At 69.8% G+C, this 19,777-nt stretch carries 21 protein-coding genes and 1 tRNA gene; 15 read left to right on the forward strand and 7 right to left on the reverse strand.

Going from position 1 to position 19,777, the window contains the following annotated elements; all coding sequences use genetic code 11:
* Positions 1–9 precede the first annotated feature (9 nt).
* The 4 genes from scpB (at position 10) to DFJ64_RS17365 (ending at position 4,245) form a co-directional block, all read left to right on the forward strand.
* On the forward strand, positions 10–1,032 hold the full coding sequence (scpB, locus tag DFJ64_RS20170; protein ID WP_342768145.1) for an SMC-Scp complex subunit ScpB: 1,023 nt from the start codon (positions 10–12) through the stop codon (positions 1,030–1,032).
* Positions 1,029–1,790, forward strand: coding sequence for a pseudouridine synthase (locus tag DFJ64_RS17355; protein ID WP_115851390.1), 762 nt, complete (start codon positions 1,029–1,031; stop codon positions 1,788–1,790). Before scpB ends, DFJ64_RS17355 begins: the two co-directional genes overlap by 4 nt.
* Before the next feature lie 151 nt (positions 1,791–1,941).
* Positions 1,942–3,492 carry a serine/threonine-protein kinase gene (locus DFJ64_RS17360; protein WP_170152658.1) on the forward strand — a complete coding sequence of 517 codons (1,551 nt, stop codon included), beginning with the start codon at positions 1,942–1,944 and terminating at the stop codon, positions 3,490–3,492.
* Between the two features lie 15 nt (positions 3,493–3,507).
* On the forward strand, positions 3,508–4,245 hold the full coding sequence (locus DFJ64_RS17365; RefSeq protein WP_115851392.1) for a creatininase family protein: 738 nt from the start codon (positions 3,508–3,510) through the stop codon (positions 4,243–4,245).
* Positions 4,246–4,666: 421 nt separating this feature from the next.
* On the opposite strand, the gene DFJ64_RS17370 is transcribed toward DFJ64_RS17365, so the two are convergent.
* The 5 genes from DFJ64_RS17370 to DFJ64_RS17390 all read right to left on the reverse strand — a co-directional run bounded on the left by DFJ64_RS17370 (position 4,667) and on the right by DFJ64_RS17390 (position 8,214).
* Positions 4,667–5,140 carry a YbaB/EbfC family nucleoid-associated protein gene (locus DFJ64_RS17370; RefSeq protein WP_115851393.1) on the reverse strand — a complete coding sequence of 158 codons (474 nt, stop codon included), beginning with the start codon at positions 5,138–5,140 and terminating at the stop codon, positions 4,667–4,669.
* A gap of 34 nt (positions 5,141–5,174) precedes the next feature.
* Positions 5,175–6,122, reverse strand: coding sequence for a hypothetical protein (locus tag DFJ64_RS17375; protein WP_115851394.1), 948 nt, complete (start codon positions 6,120–6,122; stop codon positions 5,175–5,177).
* A 51-nt stretch (positions 6,123–6,173) separates the two neighbouring features.
* Positions 6,174–6,479 carry a hypothetical protein gene (locus tag DFJ64_RS17380; protein ID WP_115851395.1) on the reverse strand — a complete coding sequence of 102 codons (306 nt, stop codon included), beginning with the start codon at positions 6,477–6,479 and terminating at the stop codon, positions 6,174–6,176.
* Between the two features lie 92 nt (positions 6,480–6,571).
* Positions 6,572–7,243 (reverse strand): type III secretion system chaperone family protein, encoded by a 672-nt coding sequence (locus DFJ64_RS17385; RefSeq protein ID WP_115851396.1) that lies wholly within the window; start codon positions 7,241–7,243, stop codon positions 6,572–6,574.
* Between the two features lie 74 nt (positions 7,244–7,317).
* Positions 7,318–8,214 (reverse strand): glycoside hydrolase family 16 protein, encoded by an 897-nt coding sequence (locus tag DFJ64_RS17390; protein WP_147304747.1) that lies wholly within the window; start codon positions 8,212–8,214, stop codon positions 7,318–7,320.
* 123 nt (positions 8,215–8,337) lie between these two features.
* Between DFJ64_RS17390 and DFJ64_RS17395 the strand changes: the two genes are divergently transcribed.
* Complete coding sequence (locus tag DFJ64_RS17395) at positions 8,338–9,321, forward strand: dihydrodipicolinate synthase family protein (RefSeq protein ID WP_115851398.1); 984 nt, start codon at positions 8,338–8,340, stop codon at positions 9,319–9,321.
* A 45-nt stretch (positions 9,322–9,366) separates the two neighbouring features.
* Here DFJ64_RS17395 and DFJ64_RS17400 read toward each other — a convergent pair whose 3' ends face one another.
* Positions 9,367–10,416 (reverse strand): DUF4037 domain-containing protein, encoded by a 1,050-nt coding sequence (locus tag DFJ64_RS17400; protein ID WP_115851399.1) that lies wholly within the window; start codon positions 10,414–10,416, stop codon positions 9,367–9,369.
* A 128-nt stretch (positions 10,417–10,544) separates the two neighbouring features.
* Between DFJ64_RS17400 and DFJ64_RS17405 the strand changes: the two genes are divergently transcribed.
* The 9 genes from DFJ64_RS17405 to DFJ64_RS17445 all read left to right on the forward strand — a co-directional run bounded on the left by DFJ64_RS17405 (position 10,545) and on the right by DFJ64_RS17445 (position 18,174).
* Positions 10,545–10,985, forward strand: coding sequence for an ester cyclase (locus tag DFJ64_RS17405; RefSeq protein ID WP_211310652.1), 441 nt, complete (start codon positions 10,545–10,547; stop codon positions 10,983–10,985).
* Positions 10,982–11,986 carry an acyltransferase domain-containing protein gene (locus DFJ64_RS17410; RefSeq protein WP_115851400.1) on the forward strand — a complete coding sequence of 335 codons (1,005 nt, stop codon included), beginning with the start codon at positions 10,982–10,984 and terminating at the stop codon, positions 11,984–11,986. Before DFJ64_RS17405 ends, DFJ64_RS17410 begins: the two co-directional genes overlap by 4 nt.
* 102 nt (positions 11,987–12,088) lie before the next feature.
* Positions 12,089–12,562, forward strand: a complete 474-nt coding sequence (aroH, locus tag DFJ64_RS17415; protein WP_115851401.1) for a chorismate mutase — start codon at positions 12,089–12,091, stop codon at positions 12,560–12,562.
* The gene (locus DFJ64_RS17420) at positions 12,559–13,656 is read left to right on the forward strand and encodes a prephenate dehydrogenase (RefSeq protein WP_245941204.1); all 1,098 of its coding nucleotides are present in this window, start codon (positions 12,559–12,561) and stop codon (positions 13,654–13,656) included. Before aroH ends, DFJ64_RS17420 begins: the two co-directional genes overlap by 4 nt.
* A gap of 30 nt (positions 13,657–13,686) precedes the next feature.
* Positions 13,687–14,382, forward strand: a complete 696-nt coding sequence (gene cmk, locus DFJ64_RS17425; protein WP_115851402.1) for a (d)CMP kinase — start codon at positions 13,687–13,689, stop codon at positions 14,380–14,382.
* A 5-nt stretch (positions 14,383–14,387) separates the two neighbouring features.
* A complete protein-coding gene (locus DFJ64_RS17430) occupies positions 14,388–15,143 on the forward strand; it encodes a lysophospholipid acyltransferase family protein (RefSeq protein WP_170152659.1) in 756 nt (251 codons plus the stop codon).
* 2 nt (positions 15,144–15,145) lie between these two features.
* Positions 15,146–16,540 carry a ribosome biogenesis GTPase Der gene (der, locus tag DFJ64_RS17435; protein WP_115851404.1) on the forward strand — a complete coding sequence of 465 codons (1,395 nt, stop codon included), beginning with the start codon at positions 15,146–15,148 and terminating at the stop codon, positions 16,538–16,540.
* Between the two features lie 259 nt (positions 16,541–16,799).
* Positions 16,800–16,873, forward strand: a tRNA-Pro gene (locus DFJ64_RS17440).
* Between the two features lie 566 nt (positions 16,874–17,439).
* The gene (locus DFJ64_RS17445; protein WP_115851405.1) at positions 17,440–18,174 is read left to right on the forward strand and encodes a lysoplasmalogenase family protein; all 735 of its coding nucleotides are present in this window, start codon (positions 17,440–17,442) and stop codon (positions 18,172–18,174) included.
* A 229-nt stretch (positions 18,175–18,403) separates the two neighbouring features.
* On the opposite strand, the gene DFJ64_RS17450 is transcribed toward DFJ64_RS17445, so the two are convergent.
* On the reverse strand, positions 18,404–19,228 hold the full coding sequence (locus DFJ64_RS17450; RefSeq protein ID WP_211310653.1) for an SDR family NAD(P)-dependent oxidoreductase: 825 nt from the start codon (positions 19,226–19,228) through the stop codon (positions 18,404–18,406).
* A 123-nt stretch (positions 19,229–19,351) separates the two neighbouring features.
* Between DFJ64_RS17450 and DFJ64_RS17455 the strand changes: the two genes are divergently transcribed.
* The gene (locus DFJ64_RS17455) at positions 19,352–19,744 is read left to right on the forward strand and encodes a winged helix-turn-helix transcriptional regulator (RefSeq protein ID WP_211310654.1); all 393 of its coding nucleotides are present in this window, start codon (positions 19,352–19,354) and stop codon (positions 19,742–19,744) included.
* The last annotated feature ends 33 nt before the right edge of the window (positions 19,745–19,777 follow it).

A 19,777-nucleotide genomic window follows, 5' to 3' on the forward strand; every position in this document is an offset into this window, starting at 1 on the left:
GAGCGTGAGGTGCCCGAGAGCGCTGGCACGGAGCGGTCGGCCGACGACGTGTGGGCCGAGACCTCGGGCACCGCGGACGTGCGCGCCGACGCCGCGGTCGAGGCCGCTGGGGCGGCCGAGGGTGCTGGGGCGGCCGAGGACACCGACGACTCCGGTGCTCGCGAAGCCGAGGCGGACGGCCTCGACGTCACGATGCCCGACGATCTCTTCGGACCCATCGAGGCGATCATGATGGTGGTCGACGAGCCACTTCCGGCGATCACCCTCGCGCAGGTGCTCGACCGACCCGTACCGGAGGTGGAAGAGGCCCTCCAGAAGCTGGCCGAGTCCTACACCGCCGAGGGACGCGGCTTCGAGCTTCGGCAGGTTGGGGGCGGCTGGCGCTTCTACACCCGCGAGAAGTACGCGGAGATCGTCGAGCGCTTCGTCCTCGATGGCCAGCAGGCCAAGCTCACCCAAGCTGCCCTGGAGACGCTGGCCGTGGTCGCGTACCAGCAGCCGGTCAGCCGGGCTCGGGTGTCGGCCATCCGTGGTGTCAACTGCGACGGCGTCGTGCGCACCCTCCTGGCCCGGGGCCTCATCGAGGAGGCTGGGACCGATCGGGAAAGCGGCGCGACCCTGTACCGGACGACCTCGTACTTCCTGGAGCGTCTGGGGCTTCGGTCGCTCGACGAGCTGCCGAGCTTGGCGCCCTACCTGCCTGAGGTCGACGAGGTGGAGCAGGAGGAAGCGATTGCTCCCGCCGCCACCGACGTCGGTGTGCCGGGTGCTGGCGGGTCCGACGGTTCGGAGCCGACCGTGTCGTCGGAGGTAGAGAGCGACGAGAGCAAAGTGCGCGTGGACGGCGGGGGCGCTTCTGAGACCGACGCGGCCGGCGTGGAGCCTCGCGTGGACGATGGCGGTGGCGGCGAGGAACGGACCGCCGGAGCAGGTGGTGCCGAGGCGGATGGCGCCGACGCAGCCGCCGTCAGTGGGACGCGTGTTGAGAACACCGACGCCCAAGCTGTGTCGTGGGAGAGACCGGGGGCATGAACGAGCCAACTGACCGGCAAACCGAGGACCAGCCCACGGGTGTCCGTCTGCAGAAGGTGCTCTCGCAGGCCGGGGTGGCCAGCCGTCGCGCCGCCGAGGACCTCATCCGGGCGGGACGGGTCGAGGTCAACGGCCAGGTCGTCACGATCCTGGGTACCCGTGTCGACCCGTCCCGTGACGTCGTCCGCGTCGACGGGGAACGCGTCCCGGTCGACGTGAGCAAGGTCTACCTCGCGCTCAACAAGCCTCGCGGTGTGGTGAGCACGATGAGCGACCCTCAGGGACGGCCGTGTCTCGGCGACCTGGTCCGCGACCGTAAGGAGCGGCTCTACCACGTGGGGCGGCTGGACACCGACACGGAGGGGCTCCTCCTGCTCGTCAACGACGGCGAGTTCGCGCACCGGATGGCGCATCCGTCCTATGAGGTTCCGAAGACCTACGTGGCCGAGGTTCCTGGCCCGGTGCCAGCCCGGGTCGGTCGCATGCTGCGCGCCGGAATCGAGCTGGAGGACGGCCCGGCTCGCGTCGACTCGTTCCGAGTGCTGCAGCAGGTGGGCCGCCGGGCGATGGTGGAGCTGGTCCTCCACGAGGGCCGTAAGCACATCGTGCGCCGCATGCTCGCCGAGGTGGGCCATCCTGTTCGTCGGTTGGCGCGGACCGCGATCGGACCGGTCAAGCTCGGCAACCTGCGACCAGGCGAAACCCGACCGCTGACCCGGCGAGAGCTCGGTCAGCTCCTGGACGCCGTGGGTCTGTGAGCCCGCGCCTGTTGCGCCGGTGCGGACTGCCGGACGACGCGAGGAGGCTGTGCCCCGTTAGGCTCGGGGCCTACCTGAGGGCTGGGACGACGGAACGCCGCACCACGCGGCTCCGTTCTCGGCGGACGGTGGACCAGGGACTGCGATGAGCGTGAGTGCGACGAGGCCGGGAACGACCGTCGGGCGCTATCGGCTCGACGAGCTGCTCAACACCGGCGGGATGGGTGAGGTCTGGCGGGCCTACGACACCACGCTGGGTCGCCAGGTCGCGGTCAAGCTCTTGCTCGCCGGGGTCAACGAGCCCGCCGACCGGCGACGCTTCATTCGCGAGGCCCGCGCCGCCGCACAGCTCAACCACCCCAATGTCGTCGCGATCTTCGACGTCGGCGACTGGTCGGGCCGACCGTACCTCGTCATGGAGCTGCTCGACGGACGCACGCTCGCGGAGGAGCTGCACGAACGCGGGCCACTCCCCGTCGAGGAAGTCCGCGACCTGGCGGCGCAGGCGGCGAGCGCGCTGCACGCCGCGCACTCGGCCGGGGTGGTGCACCGCGACATCAAGCCGAGCAACCTGTTCCGGACGCGCGAGGGTGCTCTGAAGATCCTCGACTTCGGGATCGCGCGGGTGCTCGACGAGGCGTCCACGCGGCTCACCCGTACCGGGACGGTCGTCGGCACGGCGGCCTACCTCGCGCCGGAGCAGGCGCGCGGCCAGGAAGCCGACGCTCGCACCGACCTCTACGCCCTGGGATGCGTGATCTACCAGCTGCTCTGCGGACGGGCACCGTTCACCGGTGGTGTGACCGAGGTGATCTACGCCCACGTGCACACGCCGCCGGAGCCTCCCTCCCGGCTGCGTGCGGACGTTCCCCCCGACCTCGAAGCACTGGTGCTCGCGCTGCTGGCGAAGAATCCCAACGAGCGTCCCCGCGACGCCGCCCAGGTCCGGACCGCTCTCCTCGCCAGGTCGCGGGCGCCCACCGTCGTCCTGAGCCCCCGGGCGAGCGTGGGCACCCAAGACCCGGGCGGGCTCGGCGGTTCGCACAGCGTTGCCGGTTCGGGTGGGGAGGTCGGTGATCCGACCCGACCACTGACGGTGGACATCCGGGCTGGGGAGGGCACAGGGCGTCGGCGCCGCTGGCTGCCGTGGGTGGTCGTGGCGGCCGCTGTCGCGGGTCTGGTGGCGCTCGCCACGCTCCTTCCGGGCACGGTGCTTCCGGGACTGGGGGCGCCACAGACGCCCTCGGCGGGGGAGACCGCGCGACCCTCCTCCGGCGTCGGTCAGTCGGCGAGTCCAGCCCCGACTGACACGCCCAGTCCCTCCTCGACACCTCCACCGACTCCCCTCAGCCAGGCGACGACGCCGGTACCTGAGATCGGCACCTACACCTGGCTGCGTCGCCTGGATGCCGCGCTCGCCCTGCTGGCGACGACGGGGGCGGACCGCGACGTCGTGGACAAGCTCCGGGACCGGGTCGACGACGCGCTCCAGGCACTCGACGAGGGCCGGGAGGGGAAGGCACGCAAGGAGGTCGTCAGGCTGCTCCGCGACCTGCGGAAGGCCCGCGACAAGGGTGACCTCGAGGTGAGGGGTCCGCTCGCGGACCTCCTGAAGCTCCCTGGGGAGGACGGTCGATGGGGCGAGCGCGACGGACAGAACGATGATGGGCCGCCGAAGCGACGGCGAGGCGGCAACGACTGAGGGGGAGTGCGTGGGATGGACGTGATCCGCTGGCACGAGCAGACCCGGGAGCAACTGAGTGCCGTGCTGCCCGACGCTCTCGTGGTGCTTCCGGTGGGCGCGACCGAACAGCACGGCCCCCACTTGGCCACGGGAACCGACGCGCTCCTCGCCGAGACCGCGGCGAGCCGCGCGGCTGCCCGTGCCGCCGCTTCCTCGCCACGTCCGCTCGTCCTGACGCCCACGCTGCCGTTCGGTGCCTCCGATCACCATCTCCCGTTCGGAGGCACGCTCTCCTTGCGGGCGGAGACGTTGCTGGACGTCCTGGTGGACGTGATCCGATCCATTGCCCGGTGCGGCGGGCGCCGCCTGGTGATCGTCAACGGGCACGGCGGCAACCGCGGCATCTGCTCGGCGGCGGCCGCGGCGGCATCCGTCCGTTACCCGATCGCGGTGGGCTACCTCGACTACTGGGACGCCGCGACCGAGGCGGACCTGCGGGGAACGCCGCTCCCCGGGCACGCGGGTGGCTTCGAGACCTCGCTCGTGCTCGCGGTCGCGCCCCACTGGGTGGGGGAGCGGACCGAACGCGTCGACGTGCCGTCCGTCCCGGCCGTCGACGGGATCGAGCTTCATCGGCAAGCCTCCTGGCACGAGCAGGGCGGGTTCACCGACGAGCCGGCCCGGGCCACCGCCGAAATGGGACGGGAGTGGCTCGACCACCTGGTCGACCGGCTGGCCGATCGGCTCGTCGAGCTGGCCAAGGCGCTGTAGTCGGACGTGCCCGCCGAGCGCCTCGTCTCGGGCCGCGTCTTCGTGACCTCAGCGAGTACCTCGCCACTCGGCTCCGGGCCCAGATCGACGAGGGCGACCCGGACGCCATGGTCGCCGTGCTCGGTCCTACGTCGCCGGCTACCACGCGGCCTACCCGTTGACCGAGCGCGAGCGAGTCGCCGTCGCGCCGCTCCTCTTCAACCGTCCTGGTCGGCAGTGCCCGATGGTGTCTGTTCGGCTGGGTGCCTGACCCGGCCGGCTACGAACGAAACCTCCGGGCCATCGCGTGGGTCACGTCCCGCTACGAGCGACTGGCCAGTGCGGCCGCACTCAACGATCCGGCCCGGGGATGACGCGCTGTGCTCGACTGACTCTCGGCACAGTGGCGAGGGCGTGGAGGAACCGGCTCGAAAGCTGATCCTCAGCCGTCGCGGCGTCCCCGGTCCGGGAAGGCGGCCAGGAGCCGCTGAGCCATCTGTGCGATCTGATTGCTCGACTCCTTGGCGGCCTGCAGGATCTCGCCGAGGTTGGCTTCCATCTGCGGGAGGTTGGCCACGAGGTTCTGAGGATTCATCGTGGATCCGAAGGTCTCCTGCGCGACCTCGGCGGTCTGGCGTCGGAAGTCGTCGCGCGCCTCGTTGACGAGCCGCTCGATGGTCGCCGCGAGGTCCTCCGACGGCATGCGGAGCGCGCGCGGGTCGAGCTGCAGGTCGTGCACGCCGCGAGGCTCCGAGTACGCCACGCTGATGCGGCCGTCCTCACTCTCCGCGCGGCCGACGAGCGATTTGATTCGCTCCTGCAGCTCCTGCAAGCGACCCATCTGATCCCGCTGCGCCAGTTCGATCTGTGCCGGGTCGCGAAGGGAGAAGTCGGGGAGGTCATCGAACCCAAACATTGCCGGTCCTTACGTGTCCGTGGGTTGGCCGAGGTCAGGCAGTCGCGTGCTGCGTGCCCCAGTCGACGTCGCCGAACGGTCCGCTCTCCGGGTTTCCCCAGGTGTCGCTGAACCACGGGCTTCCGTGCAGGACCGAGCCTCCGGCCCACGGCGACCTCGCGCCGTACTTGGCGGTGAGGTTGTTCTCGAACCGCTGGATGTATCCGCGCGCCGCGTCGTCGAGCCCGCTGACCAAGGCCTGGCCGAGGTCGATGACCGTCTGCAGGCCTCCTCCGAGGAAGATCTGGGTGACGACGCTCAGGCCCGTGAGGGCGCCGAGGATGCCGGCCCAAGCGTGCTGCATGGCCGTAAGGGCGGTGTTGAAGCCCTTGACGAAGGTGTGGCACATGGTCGCCAGGCGGTTGCCCCACATCTCCACCTGCAGTCCCCACCCCAGCGACCAGGGGAGCAACGCCATCGCCACCCAGAAGGCGATGGCGAGCGCGAACAACGCGACAGCGAAAGCGAAGAGGACGGTGATCAGGATGAAGATCAGGAACGTCAAGATGATCGTGAAGGTGCCCGTCATGAGGCAGACCATCTGGGTGAGGCCAATGCGCTTGATGTAGTCCTGCGCCTTGCCCTCGAACGCCTCGCGATCGTCGGCCTGCCAGACGTCGTCGTCGATCCGGTCGAGCTGTCGTCTCACTTCGTCGGCCGCTTGGGCGCCGAAGTTCCCGGAGCGGAACAGTGCCACGCAGGCCTGCCCCATCGCCTGGGTGTCGGTCTGCGCAAGGACCGCTTCGCGCACCAGGGGAATGGCGGTGGGGAAGGCGAATGACGCGGTGAGCATCATGGCCCAGGCGGCCTGCGCCATCGCCGCGCCCGGCGTCAGGATGCCGACGACAGCCTCGGCCGGGTTGCTGTAGTCGGCGCTGGTCATCGGCTCCCAGTAGTCGCCGGTCGTCGTGGAGGGCCGGAAGTACTCGAGAGCACCACTCACGGGCAACGTCTCCAGTCGATGTCGGGTCGGTCTTGAAGGCCTCGGCGGGGATCAGTCGGTCTTCAACGTGCTCTTCTGCTCGGCCTCGTTCCAGTTGTCGGCCAGGTGGCGGATGGCCGACTGGACGTCTTGAGCGTCACTGATCTTGGTGTCCCAGTCCTGGGTCACGAACTCGACCGCCGCGATGTAGGCCCCGGCGTACGTGTGCTCGACCGCGGTGTAGTTGGCGATCTGAACCTTCTGCGCCTCGCGTGCCTGGTCGAGAGCCTTCTGCAGCGGCTCCCGAGTGTTCGCAGCGATCTGGTCGCCGATGTTCCGAATGAGATCCCGCGTGATACGGCGGTCGCCCCCGCTCACAGCAGCCCCCTTCCGGTGCCTCACCGCGTGTCAAGCGGCGGCCTACTCTAGCCGGGGCCGTTCGCGCTCCGAGGCGGAGGTCGCTCACGGCGTCAGGTGACCCGTGGTCGGTCGACATCCGGCGGCAGCGAGCCCGCGAGGTCCACCAGCACGTCGAAGACCTGCTCGATCCACGTCGCGTTGAGCGCATACTTGTCGATCGGGCCGAGCTCCCAGGTGAGCACCGCGTCGCCGACGAAGCGGTAGGGCCGTCTCCCGCCCTGAAGGAGGCGGCGGCGAAGCTCGGGCCGCAAGAGAGCCGCCGCACCGGCGTCGTGACACCGGATGCGAAACGCTCTGTCGAACTCCTCGTCTCCCACCGTCACGTCGGCTTGTCCGAGGAGTCGTCGACCTCGGTCCGCCAGCCCTTGTGGCGTGAGCTCGAGGGACGGGACCGCGCGTGGTAGGCGCACGACGAAGACGGCGTAGACGTCGCGCACGGTACCCCCAGCGGGGTGACGTCGTTCGTAGGAGTAGTCGAACGCCAGCACAGCGTGTCCGCGGTAGGCGCCGGAGATGACGTTGGTCGCCCGAGGGTTGGTTCCCTGGCCGAACGGTGCCCCGCGCCAGCGATCGACGAGCGTGGGGTCCTCGGGCACCCTGCTCCATCCGTGCTTGCTGAGCAACGCCTCGACGTTCCTCCGCCGCATGCGAGCGGCCCTCCAGGCCAAGAGCGCGAGAGCGCCCGCGAGCGCCACGCCGACGACGAGCTGCCACCACTGCACGCGCCGATTCTCACAGAGCCCGCCACGGCGCGCTCAGGCGATCCCCCGGCAGGCTCGGAGGGGCGGCCGGGAAGTCAGCGCCCAGTGGGAAGATCGCCCCGACTGTAGACGCGCACGTAGTCGACCTCGAAGACGTTGGGGAACACCGTCGTGGCGTCCGGAGGGCCGCCGCGGTCGTCATTGACCCAGACGCCGCTGTTGAGAACGACGTACATCGGCTTGTCGGGGACGAAGGATCCCTCGAACGTCGCGGTCACATGGCCGTCGATGGAGAAGACCGCGCGGCCTGGCTCCCACAGCAGCGCGTAGGTGTGCCATCCGGTCGTGGGCGCCGGGTCGTAGGTCCAGTGACTGTCCCAGCGCACATCCGGCCAGGTGCCCGACGCGATGCCTTGATGCATGCCGTCGATGCCGCCGAACCACTCGGCGACGTCGAACTCTGGCGGCCAGGTGCGGTCCTGCGGCACCAGCCAGAAGGCGGGCCAGAGTCCGCGTCCAGCGGGGAAACGCGCGCAGATCTGCCAGTAGCCGTAGGCCTGGAAGAACTTGTCGTGGGAGGAGATGAAGCCTTCGGAGTAGTCATAGACGCCTGGCGGGTCGTCCCCCACGACCGGCTCGTCGTTCGTGATCAGGTGGAGCCGGCCATGGCGGAGGACGATGTTCTCCTCGAGCGCGTAGCTGCCGTAGTTCTCGTTGTGGTAGTGGCCGCCCGCCCGACCGGGGAAGTCCATGACGGTGTTCCACTTGGTGCGGTCTAACGCCTTCCCCTCGAACTCGTCGTGCCAGGAGAGCCGCCAACCCGAGCCGGGTGGTCGCGTGGGAGAGCAGGTGCGTCCGTTGTCGCTGTGCGAGGAGGAGACCGTGGTGGACGTCACCGTCGGCGGCGTCGCGGTCGCGGGCTGCAGGGAGGCGAGAGCCACCACGACGCTCGCCCCGACGACGGGCAGGATCCTTCGGCTGAGACGGGCCACGGCCACCTCCGCGCGACAGGCCAGACGCTCACGGGGAAATCGCGTGGTTCTCGATTCTGTGGTGCGGACGAGGATCTCCGTCCAGCCACTGTCCTGCACTGGCCCAACCCCTGCGAGGTGAGGATGTCGTCGAGCGCCCGGACGAGAACGACGTCACCGTCGACGCCAGCGGATGCCGCCGCGCCCCTGCGTGGTGTCTCGCCGGTGCTGGAGGTTCCGTTCACCGCGGCCGGCGAGGTGGACGACCGCGGCTTCGAGCGGGTCGTCCGGCACGTGTCGCGCTCCGGCATCAGCGGCGTGATGTTCCCAGGGTTCGCCTCGGAGTTCCACAAGCTGTCGGAGCAGGAGCGGTGGCGGCTGTGCGGCATCCTGCTCGACGTTGTGAAGCGGCACGGCGACGACGATCAAACCGTCGTGGTGATCCTCGCCGTCCAGGAGCACGCCACCAAACTGGCCGTCGACCACGCCCGCCGACTCGTCGAGATGGGCGCGGACGCGATCAACCTGCTGCCGCCGTCCTTCCTCAATCCTTCCGTGGCGGCGGTGCGGGCACATGTGTGCGCGGTCCTCGAGGCGGTGGCGCCGACGCCGGTCGTCCTGCAGCACGCGCCGCACCAGACCGGCACCAGCCTCGACGCGTCGACGATCGGCGAGATCGCGCGGACGCATCCGAACCTACGGCTGGTCAAGGTCGAGTCGACCCCGCCGGGTGCGCTCATCGCGGCGTTGCGTGCACTCGACCCGCCGCTGCCCTCGATCGTGGGGTACGCCGGTGTGCAGCTGCCTGACGCCTTTCGGCGTGGTGCCGTGGGTGTCCAAACCGGATGTTCCTTCGTCGAGATCTACGTCGAGATCTGGCGGCGGTTCGAGTCGGGCGACCTCGACGGGGCGCTGGAACTGCACCGAAGGCTGTTGCCCTACATCTCCTACTGGATGTCCGGCGTCGAGCTGATCGTGGCGGCGGAGAAGCTCATCTCGGTCCGTCGAGGGCTCTTCGCCGACGCGCACTGCCGGGCGCCGGCTCACCATCTGGACGCCGAGGAGGTCGCGATGGTCGACCGTTTCCTCGCGGAGTTCGCCGAGTTCCTTCCCGTGGTCCAGGTCTAGGGCGCCTGGTGCGATCGCCATCCGACACAGCGAAGGGTCGCGAGGTCAGGACGGCGACCGGCGTAGGGCGTCGTAGAAGGCGCGCAGGTGGCCGCTTCGCCGCACCATGGCCAGGACGTCGGTCGAGTCGACGAACTGGTCGACGGATCCGACGAGAGGCAGGTCTCGCAGCGTCGGGTCGCGTATGGCGGCAACGCACGCCTCGGCGAACCGATCGGCCATGAGCACCCGGTAGGGCCGGTTGTGGAAGCGGCGTGGCGTCGGGTCGACCCACTCGGTGAGACCGAGGGTGTTGTGCCGAGCCGCCACCGCCTCGTAGGCACGCACCAGCGCGTCCTCCCGGCTGGCGATGTCGGGTGCGCCGACCGCTTGGGCGAGCGGCTCCGTGAGCGTCGTCGCCGCCTCCAACTCGGCGAACGCCGTGCCGAACCACTTCTCGTAGGGCCAGTAGCGCCGTTCCAACAGGAACACCAGGCGCATGAGGGCCCGGACCAGCCGACCGGTGATGAGCCGCGAGCCCAGCTCGTCCCCCACCTCGGCGGCTCGGCCGACGAAGGCCTCCTCCTGGCTGATCCAGCGCCACTGGGAGGCCAGCATCCACAGCCAGACGTCGCGGGGATACCAGGCGAGCCGTCGGCGGACGGCCTCCAGCTCACCGGTCGGGTCGGCGTACACCGATCCGCGAACCACGCCCAGCAGCTTCTGCTGCGGGATGACGAGCCAGTCGACGGTCGCGAGGCCGGCGCGCGGATCGACGCCGAGCTGGTCGACCAGCCACTCCCCGAGGGGTAGGACCTCCACGTGGTGCCGCACGGGTTCGTCGTCCCAGCCGTAGCGAACCGGCCAGCCGCGAAACGACTCGGGCAAGCCCTGGTCGACGGCGCGGCGGACCGCTTCGACATGGGGTGGCTCGACGAAGACGAGCAGTCTCGGTCCCCACCCGTGGTCGGTGGACCGCTCCGTGTCGTAGCCGAGCACGTCCGAGCCCCAGCCGAGCAGGGCGGCGGCGTGTGGCCAGGCTGCGACCAGTGGGGCGACGACCTCGCGGTAGAAGGCGCCGTTCAGCTGCAGGGACGGCACGAACGTCGGAGCCACGACTCGCCATCCTGCCCGCGCGACCTCACAGTGTCACGCGGGTTTCTCCGCGCCGTCACACGGGTTCTCTCCTCGCCGCGCACCTTCGTGGGCATCCGCGGTCGTGGTGCACTGGTTAACCTGGCGGGATGAGCATGGACGCCGCACGCGACCTGTACCGACGGTTCCTGCTGGAGCTGTGGCACGCGCCAGCCGAGCGCCTGCCGGCGTTGGCGACCGAGGTCGTCGCGCCGGACTTCGTCAGGCACCGCGGTGGTGCACCCGATCAGCACGGGCCCGCGGCGATCGTCACGCTCATCGAGCAGAGCACGGCTCTCTTCGATGACGTGGCGGTCACGATCGACCAGGGGCCGGTCGCCGACGGCGACCTCGTGGCGGCGCGCTGGATCTTCGCGGGCGCCTACCGCGGTGGGATCCCAGGGGCGACCGCACCCGTCGGCACCCGGGTGGCATTCTCGGGCATGGATCTGGTTCGGTTGGCCAACGGGAAGGTCGCGGAGTACTGGGTGTCCTCCGACGGCGACCACCTGATGGCTCAGCTGGGTGTCGACGGGAAGGCGGGTTCGTGAACGCAAAGCTGGACGCCGCGACGATCGTGGCCTGGCTTGGTTCGGGTGAGGAGTACACCACGTGGGTGGAGGAGCTGGACCGGGTCGGTCCACCGGAGGTGGAGGTTCAGCTTCCGAGCCTGTCCGAGCTGGACGGGCTGCTCGATCGGCTCGCGGTACGCCCGGATGACGCCGCCGAGATTCGCGCGACTCGGATCAGCGCCGAGACGGACCCGGAGCTGTGGTGGCTGCTCCAGCGCTGCCACCAGATGCTCGTGGCGAGCATGGGTGACCTGGACGCGTCGTGGCTGCGGTGGCCGAACCTGCCCGCCGAGCTCGGCGCCAAGGGCCGGTTCTTCTACGTGCACGTCTTCCTCGCCACGGTTCCGGCGGTCTTGCGCTACCACGAGAAGCGCGGCATTCCGGAGGACGTCAGCTGGGCGACCTTGGCTGACCTGGGCCGCCAGATCGCGATCTACCGTCGGATCCACGGCCGCGGGGGTCTCGACGTGCAGTTCTGGTTCTCCTTGCACTTCCGCGGCCTCATCTACGACATGGGTCGGCTGCAGTTCAACCGCGGCCGGATCACGTTCGACGAGGACGCGATCAAGGCGAGCGGGGCGCCGTTCCGGAAGGGCGACACGGCGCTCGGCGTCCATATCCCGGAATCGGGTCCGATGACGCCGGAGGCGTGCGACGAGTCGTTCCGTCGGGCGAAGGAGTTCTACGACCGCTACTTCCCGGAGGAGCGGTACCGCTACGCTGTGTGCACGTCGTGGCTGCTCGACCCGCAGCTCGCCGAGTACCTCCCGGAGGACTCGAACATCGTGCGGTTCCAGCGGCGCTTCCACCTGATCCCGGGCGGTCGCGACGGCGACAAGGATGTGTTCCAGTTCGTCTTCCGGATGATCGATCCCACCATCGACCAGCTGCCGCGGCGAACCACCCTCGAGCGGGCCATCGTCGCCCACCTCGAGGCCGGCCGACACTGGCAGGTGCGCTCGGGATGGGTAGCCCTGTGATCGCTGGGCCCGATGGGGCGGATCGCCCACCCCGGTGGTCGGCCTCTAAGGTGAGCCCGAGCGTCGGACGGGCCGGACGGTAGGGAAAGGGAAGACACGACGGTGGCGGTTCGGGCGGTACGTGGCGCGACCCAGCTCGAGGTCGACGAGCGCGAGCACCTCCTGGAGCGGGTGGCCGAGCTGGTTCGAGAGGTGCTGCGCAGGAACGCCCTCACCAACGACGACCTGATCAGCATCATCTTTACCGCGACCGCGGATGTGCGCTCGGAGTTCCCCGCCTACGCCGCGCGGCTCATGGGCATGACCGACGTGCCGCTGCTCTGCGCTCGCGAGCTCGAGATCGAAGGCTCGATGCCCCGCGTCGTCCGACTTTTGGCGCATGTCGAGACTGACCTGACTCGTGACCAGATCACCCACGTCTACCTCCACGGCGCGGCCGCCCTCCGACGTGACCTGACCCACGTCTACGCCGCGCCGGACGAGCCGGACGCCGCGCCTGAGGGCCGCACCGGCGTGGCCGGGACGGAGAGCGGGGAAGCGGCCGGCGCGAGAGCCGCTGGCGGGGAGCGAGCGTGACACGTCCCCACCGCGTCCACGTCATCGGCACCGGGCTGATGGGCACCTCGGTGGCGCTGGCTCTACGTCGGCGTGGCGTGGAGGTGTTCCTCGAGGACGCGAACCCGCACCACCTTCGACTGGCGGTGGGCCTCGGCGCCGGCACCCCGGTCGACGAGGGCGTGCGGCAGCCCGACCAGGCGCCTGACCTCGTGATCGTCGGTGTTCCGCCGGCCGCGTTGGGCGCTGTCATCGCCGAGGCGTTGGAGCGCTACCCGGGCGCCGTCGTGACCGACCTCGGCAGCGTCAAGGCGGCGGTCCTCGCCGATGTCTCGGCTCGCGCGCCACAGTGGCTCGACCGCTACGTCGGCGGCCATCCCATGGCGGGGAGTGAACAGTCCGGGCCGCTGGCCGCGCGCGCCGACCTCTTCGACGGCCGGGCGTGGGCCGTGACACCGCATCCACGATCTCGGCCGGAGGCGGTGGAGATAGTGGAGGAGTTGGCGCGGCTCTGCGGCGCGCTCGTCGTCCGGATGAGCTCCACCGAGCACGACGAGGCTGTCGCACTGGTGTCGCACGTGCCGCAAGTGGCCTCTTCCGTCGTCGCGGGCCTGCTCACCACGGCTTCCGAAGGACAGCTCGCCCTCGCCGGACAGGGACTCCGGGACGTGACGAGGATCGCGGCGGGCGACCCGAGCCTGTGGAGCCAGATCTTGTCCGCGAACGCCGGGCCGGTCGCGCGCCTGTTGCACGAGGCCGCGGAGAGCCTGCATCGCGTGGCGGTGGCGCTGGAGAAGGGGGAGACGTCGGAGTACGCGGGCAGGGAGGTCCGCCGCTTCCTGGAGCGCGGCGTCACCGGCGTGCGACGGCTGCCCGGCAAGCACGGCAAGCGTCCAGAGACCTTCGTCTCCGTGACGGTGCTGCTGCCGGACCGTCCCGGCGAGCTGGCGCGGCTGTTCTCCGACGTCAGCTCCGCTGGGATCAACATCGAAGACGTCCGGATCGACCACAGTCCCGGTGCGCCGGCCGGCCTGGTGCAGCTCGCCGTCCACCCCGACGCCGTCTCGCCACTGTTGGAGGCCCTGGCGCGGCATGGATGGGACGTCCACAGGTAGCCTCCGATCGACGCCGAGGAGGAGACGAAGGTGGAAGCAGCCGACGACGCGGACCTGCGCCGGATCGTGGTGGCCATCGACGGACCATCCGGGTCCGGCAAGTCGAGCGCGGCGCGAGGCGTCGCACGGCGGCTCGGCCTGCGCTACCTCGACACCGGAGCGATGTACCGCGCCGTCACCTGGTGGGCTCTGCACGCCGGCGTGGCGGTCGACGATGCCGACACGCTCGCCGCTCGCTGCGGTGAGCCGGTCATCGAGGTCGACACGGACCCCACGGCGCCGCGGGTGACCGTCGACGGTATCGACGTCTCGCGTCCCATCCGGTCCCGCGAGGTGACGAACGCCGTCAGCCTGGTGTCGGCCGTACCAGCCGTTCGGCAGCGGCTGATCGCCCGTCAGCGCGAGCTCATCGGCGACGGCGGAATCGTCGTCGAAGGCCGGGACATCGGCACGGTCGTCGCGCCCCAGGCGCATGTCAAAGTCTTCTTGACGGCGGACGAGGACGTCCGCGCGCGCCGGCGGGCCGCTGAGGGCCTCGCGGGGATGCGGGTCGAGGTGGACCTCACCCGGCGGGAGATGGCGCGGCGCGACCGGCTCGACTCCAAGCAGATGATGAAGGCCTCCGACGCCGTCGTCTTGGACACCACTGACCTGGACCTCGACCAGGTCATCGACGAGATCTGCGCGCTCGCCAACGAGCGGGTGGGCGCCTGCGGCCAGCGATGACCGGGATGGTGGTTCAGCCGTACTGGCGAGCCGAGGACGGGCCGTCGCGTCGGGTTCTGCGGCTCGTCCGGCCGTTCGGCTCCCGGGTGGTGCGCACGACGTGGAAGGTTCGCGTCCACGACGCTCACCACGTGCCCGAGTCGGGTCCGGTGATCCTGGCGGCCAACCACGTCGGCTTCCTCGACGGTCCGCTCGTGTGGGCCGCCGTGCGCCGGCCCGTCCACGCGCTCGTCAAGCAGGAGATGTTCCGCGGTGTGGTCGGCCGGGCGCTGCGGGCCATCGGCCAGATCCCGGTCGACCGCCAGGCGGTGGACATCGCCGCCGTCAAGGCGTGCTTGGCGGTGCTCGAGCGTGGGGACGTCCTGGCGATCTACCCGGAGGGCACCCGCGGCGCCGGCGACTTCTCGAGGATCAAGCCAGGGGTCGCCTACCTGGCGCTCTGCACCGGCGCTCCCATCGTTCCCGTCGCCTGTCTGGGCACCCGTCAGCCCGGGCGTCCGGTGGGGTCGGTGCCCAGGCCGCGAACGCGGCTCGACGTCGTCTTCGGCCCTCCCGTACGGCTGGATCTGACGCCCTGGCCCCGGCGTCAGGCCGTGGTCCGAGAGCAGGCACGCTGGTTGCAGAAATGGCTGATGGCCCACGTTGGTTACGCCTGCGAGAAGACGGGACAGGCTCTCCCCGGGCCTGTCTCGCGGGGCGGGCCCGGACCTGGCCCAACCGTGGCGAGTGACGCGGGTCAACACACGAAGGACGTCTCGTGACGATGGACGACTTGGCGGAGTTCGGCGAGTTCGAGTTCGTCGAGGAAGGCGCGCAGCTCGATGACCGTGGCGGCGTCGCCGAGGACGTGCCGGTGGTCGCGGTCGTCGGGCGTCCGAACGTCGGCAAGTCCACGTTGGTCAACCGGATCCTCGGCCGTCGGGCCGCGGTGGTCGAGGACGTCCCCGGGGTGACCCGCGACCGGGTGGCCTACGACGCGGAGTGGCGTGGCCGGCGCTTCACCCTGGTTGACACCGGTGGTTGGGACCCCGACGCGAAAGGGTTCATGGCGCGCGTGGCGGCCCAGGCGGAGCTCGCCGTGGCCGCGGCTGACGTCGTGGTCTTCGTCCTCGACGTCACCGTGGGGGCGACCGACATCGACGAGGCCGTGGTCCGGATCCTCCGTCGGGCGGGCAAGCCTGTGATCGTCGCCGCGAACAAGGCCGATGACGTCCGGGGTGAGGCGGACGCGGCGGCCTTGTGGAACCTCGGCCTGGGTGAGCCACACCCGGTCTCGGCACTGCACGGTCGTGGCAGCGGTGACCTCCTCGACGCGATCTTCGCGGTGCTCCCTGAGGCCCCGCGGCGGCGGGAGCCAGCCGAGGGCGGGCCGCACCGTGTCGCACTGGTCGGCAAGCCCAATGTCGGCAAGTCCAGCCTGCTGAACCGGCTGGCGGGTGAGGAGCGGGTCGTCGTCGACGCCGTGGCCGGCACGACGGTTGACCCCGTCGACGAGCTTGTTGAGCTGGGCGGCAAGGTCTGGCGCTTCATCGACACCGCCGGGATCCGGCGAAGGGTGCGGGAGGCGTCCGGGCACGAGTACTACGCGAGCCTGCGCACGGCCGCGGCGATCGACCGGGCCGAGGTCGTCGTCGTCCTGCTCGACGCGGCCCAGCCGCTGTCCGAGCAGGATCTGCGGATCATCTCGAACGTGGTGGAGGCCGGGCGCGGGCTGGTCCTCGCCTTCAACAAGTGGGACCTGGTGGACGAGGAACGCCGACTTCGCCTGGAGAAGGAGCTCGACCGACAGCTCCGGATCCGCTGGGCGCCCCGCGTCAACCTCAGCGCTCTCACCGGCTGGCACGTCGATCGGCTGGTCCGGGCCATCGAGACGTCTCTGGAAGGGTGGTCGACGCGGGTCCCGACGGCGGAGCTGAACGCGTTCCTTGGCCGACTGGTGGCCGCTCACCCTCACCCGGTGCGCGGGGGCAAGCAGCCGCGAATCCTGTTCGGCACCCAGCCGCAGACCTCGCCGCCGAAGATCGTCCTCTTCACCACCGGCTACCTCGAGCCGGTGTACCGCCGGTTCCTGGAGCGCCGGCTGCGCGAGGAGTTCGGCTTCGCCGGGTCGCCGATCCAGATCTCGATGAGGATCCGCCAACGGCGACGCAAGCGGTAGGTCGGCCGCGTACCGCGCTGCGTCCGCCCGGGCGACGCTCTCGCAGGGGGCCACGGTCTGCGGCGGACCGCTCGTGGTCCGATTCGTCCGGGTTTCCGGCTCACCGCCACGGCGGCCGTCGTCGACGCGGGCGCGTGAGCGGAGCGACGCACCCGTGGGGAGCGGCGCATCCTGGCGCGCGAGATCGGGCGAGCCGGTGCTCGGTGCGAGGCCTGACTACGATAAGGTTCCAACCGGCCCGGGAGCTGGTGCCGGGTAACGGGCTGTGGCGCAGCTTGGTAGCGCACTTGACTGGGGGTCAAGGGGTCGTCGGTTCAAATCCGGCCAGCCCGACAAGATCACTCGGAGCCATGCGGCCAGGTCAGTGGCCGGGTTCAGGGCCGTGATCCGCATCCACCGATCACGCCGGGAGTCGACGTCCGGGGACCGGACAAGGAACCACCGGTCCGAGGACGCCGTACCTGCTTCGAGCACCGCACGCTGATTGGGTCCAGATACCCGGCCGTGACCTTCGGATCCTGGTGACCCGCGACGCGCTGTAGCACGTCGCGGTCATGTTCACCACCGCGATGGCCGGGAAGCGCCAGGCCCCTCCCCCATCGGACTGCGCCGTATCCGGAAGCTGTGCAGGCGTCCACCGGCGAGAGGACTCAACGACGCGGCGAGGCTGGCCTGCAACAGGAGACCGGATCATCGGCATGATCCGACGAGGTGTCCGGTGCTGTTGCCTCGGCCACGCGTCTCCAGATGACGCAACGCCCGGATGACGATGGCCCCATCCACTGGGTCTCCTAGACTGTGCCGACCAAGCGTGGCGTCGTTGGAGGTCTCGAGGCGCGAACGGCGGCCGGGTCACTTCGCCTGCAGACCGACCTCCCTCACCCCCAAGGGAACGTTCCATGGCAAGCAGCCTGACCCCCTCGCAGCGGCCAGTGGCATCGGCTCGGAACCGCTTGTGGCTGGTCGCGTACGGGCTGGTCATGCTCGCGCAACTGGCCCTCATCGTCTTCGGCTTGCCGCCGCAGTTCGCGTTCGTCTCGACGTGGCTTGTGGCTGCAGTGTTGGCCGTCTGGGTGTGGAGGGCGCGTGGGCCGGGGCTTCTGGTGGGAGCCCTGTTGCTCTGCTGGGTGGGAGACGTGCTGGGTAACCCGCGTCTGATCGGAATCGGCCCTTACGGACTGTTCTTGAGCGTCGCCGCGTTCGCTGCGGCGAACGTCGTCCTCGGCATCCTCTTCGTGCGGAGCGGGGCGCTTGGCTTCATGCGCTCATCGGCTGACGGGGGCCGACGCTGGCAGGCCGCCATCGGTGTGCTGTACCTGGTGGTGTCGGCTGTTGCGCTGGCGGTCACGTGGAGCAATCTCGACCCCGCGCTTCGTCTACTCGGTCTCGTCTATCTGATGCTGCTCGTCGTGACGGCGACGACCGCGCTGATGCTGGACACATGGACCGGCGTCGGAGCGATGCTGTTCTTCGCATCCCACCTGATGGTGGTGTTGGAAGTGGGAGGTCGAGTCGACGGCACGGCGACCCTGTTCCGTCTGTCGTTCTGGGTGTTGTACATGCTCGGCCTTCTCTTGATCGCCATTCGGATGGTCGAACGCGAGAGAGGCGAGCTGCGACCGGAAGCCGTGTGAGTGGCAAGGGTTTGGGCCGTGCCTTGACGAGCCCCTCGGGGAGGCCCGGCCACCCAGGGCCCGACCGTCAACTACTGGACCGCTGGAAGACACCAGACGGCTGCGCGGCAGCCTGATCGTCCGGCCCGCAAGTCCGGCCAGCCCGACCGGCCTAGAACGTGGTATCGATGGATGGCGCATCGGTCGACTTGTTGCGCGGAGATCTCAGCGAGAGTCAGCGGATGGCCAGCTACTCGTCGCTCGGCGTGGTGAGGCGGGCTAGCAGCTCGGCGGTGACGGCGCTGAGCCTGCGGGCAGCCGCAGGATCCAGGGTGGGACTGGACAGTGGCACAGGCCTGCCTCGGTCGCACGCGGTCAACGCGGCGGTCGGCGGATGGTCGATCCACTCAACAATGGGGGCGATGGACTTCTCGACCGGTCGCGCGAACGCCGCCGCCGCTCTGATCACCATCCGCAGCAGCGGGGGCAGCGGAGTCAGGTCGCCGCTCTTGGTGAAGCCTGGGTGGTAGAGGACGTATCGGGAACGCGAGCCGGAGTTCTCGGCGAAGTCAACCCCGAGCAGGTCGTTGGCGCGACCCGCCTGAAGCTGTGCGTCGATCATGCGGTAGCGGGACGTCAGTTGCAGGTCGTCCCAGTGGATCGTGCCTCTGGTGATGCCCACACCGGCGACATTGATGATCACTGGATGGTCCGCGCGGTCGAGTTCCTCCCGAAGCCCGTGGCAGAGCAGGTACCGGCTCAGGTAGTAGAGGGCGAACGTCTGCTCCAGCCCTTCGGCGGTTTGGACCCGCCGAGGGGCCTGTCGGTTAGCGAACAGGGCCAGCGCGTCTATCGCCGGCCAGCGTTCCTTGATGATTCCGATCACTCTCCGGGTCTCCGCGACGGAGCTGAGATCGGCCCGTACGAAGTGGACGCGTGTCGGCAAAGCCTCGATCGCTCGTCCCTTGTCGGGATTGCTTCCGATGGCGATGATGTCGTCGCCGCGGGCAAGCCGGGCTTGCAGCAACGCCCGTCCCATCCCGTCGGTGCCACCACTGATGACCGTGACGGGCACTCGACCTCCTCCTACGATGGCCATGCCGCGATCGGACTCCGACCAGTGACCATCATCGATCGAGTACGGGGCCCGGGGAAAGAAGGCAGTTGAATGTCCCCTGCGAACACCGATGTTCCTTCCATGGTGGCCAGTTACCTGCCGACTCCAGTCTCGGTGGAGGAGTACGACCGCTGCCCGGTCACGGACGTTCTACGGTTGGTCGGTGACCGCTGGTCGCTCCTCGTCCTGGCACTGTTGGGCAGACGAGCCCACCGCTACAACGAGCTGCACCGAAGCATCGAGGGCATCAGCCAGCGGATGCTGACCCGTACGCTGCGCAACCTGGAAGCCAGGGGACTGGTTCAGCGAACGGTGTACGCGACCACGCCGCCGAGTGTCGAGTACCGGCTCACATCACTCGGCGCAGGCTTGCTGACGCCGCTGTCCGCGTTGGCCGACTGGGCGGTGCGGCATGAGCGGGAGCTGACGGAAGCCCGCCGGCTCGGGGCTCTTCACGCCCCAGCTGGTGATTAGGTGAGACGGCGGCGGACTCGACGCTCACCGCGT

The organism is Thermasporomyces composti, from assembly GCF_003386795.1.
In the GTDB taxonomy this organism is placed as follows: Bacteria; Actinomycetota; Actinomycetes; order Propionibacteriales; family Actinopolymorphaceae; genus Thermasporomyces; species Thermasporomyces composti.

Excerpts from the sequence above, each read along its gene's own strand:
- DFJ64_RS17430 (WP_170152659.1), top strand. The coding sequence starts at position 14,388 with ATGGTGGTTCAGCCGTACTGGCGAGCCGAGGACGGGCCGTCGCGTCGG.
- DFJ64_RS17405 (WP_211310652.1), top strand. The coding sequence starts at position 10,545 with ATGAGCATGGACGCCGCACGCGACCTGTACCGACGGTTCCTGCTGGAG.
- DFJ64_RS17355 (WP_115851390.1), top strand. The coding sequence starts at position 1,029 with ATGAACGAGCCAACTGACCGGCAAACCGAGGACCAGCCCACGGGTGTC.
- DFJ64_RS17445 (WP_115851405.1), top strand. The coding sequence starts at position 17,440 with ATGGCAAGCAGCCTGACCCCCTCGCAGCGGCCAGTGGCATCGGCTCGG.
- der (WP_115851404.1), top strand. The coding sequence starts at position 15,146 with ATGGACGACTTGGCGGAGTTCGGCGAGTTCGAGTTCGTCGAGGAAGGC.
- DFJ64_RS17455 (WP_211310654.1), top strand. The coding sequence starts at position 19,352 with ATGGTGGCCAGTTACCTGCCGACTCCAGTCTCGGTGGAGGAGTACGAC.
- DFJ64_RS17365 (WP_115851392.1), top strand. The coding sequence starts at position 3,508 with ATGGACGTGATCCGCTGGCACGAGCAGACCCGGGAGCAACTGAGTGCC.
- DFJ64_RS17370 (WP_115851393.1), bottom strand. The coding sequence starts at position 5,140 with ATGTTTGGGTTCGATGACCTCCCCGACTTCTCCCTTCGCGACCCGGCA.
- DFJ64_RS17395 (WP_115851398.1), top strand. The coding sequence starts at position 8,338 with ATGTCGTCGAGCGCCCGGACGAGAACGACGTCACCGTCGACGCCAGCG.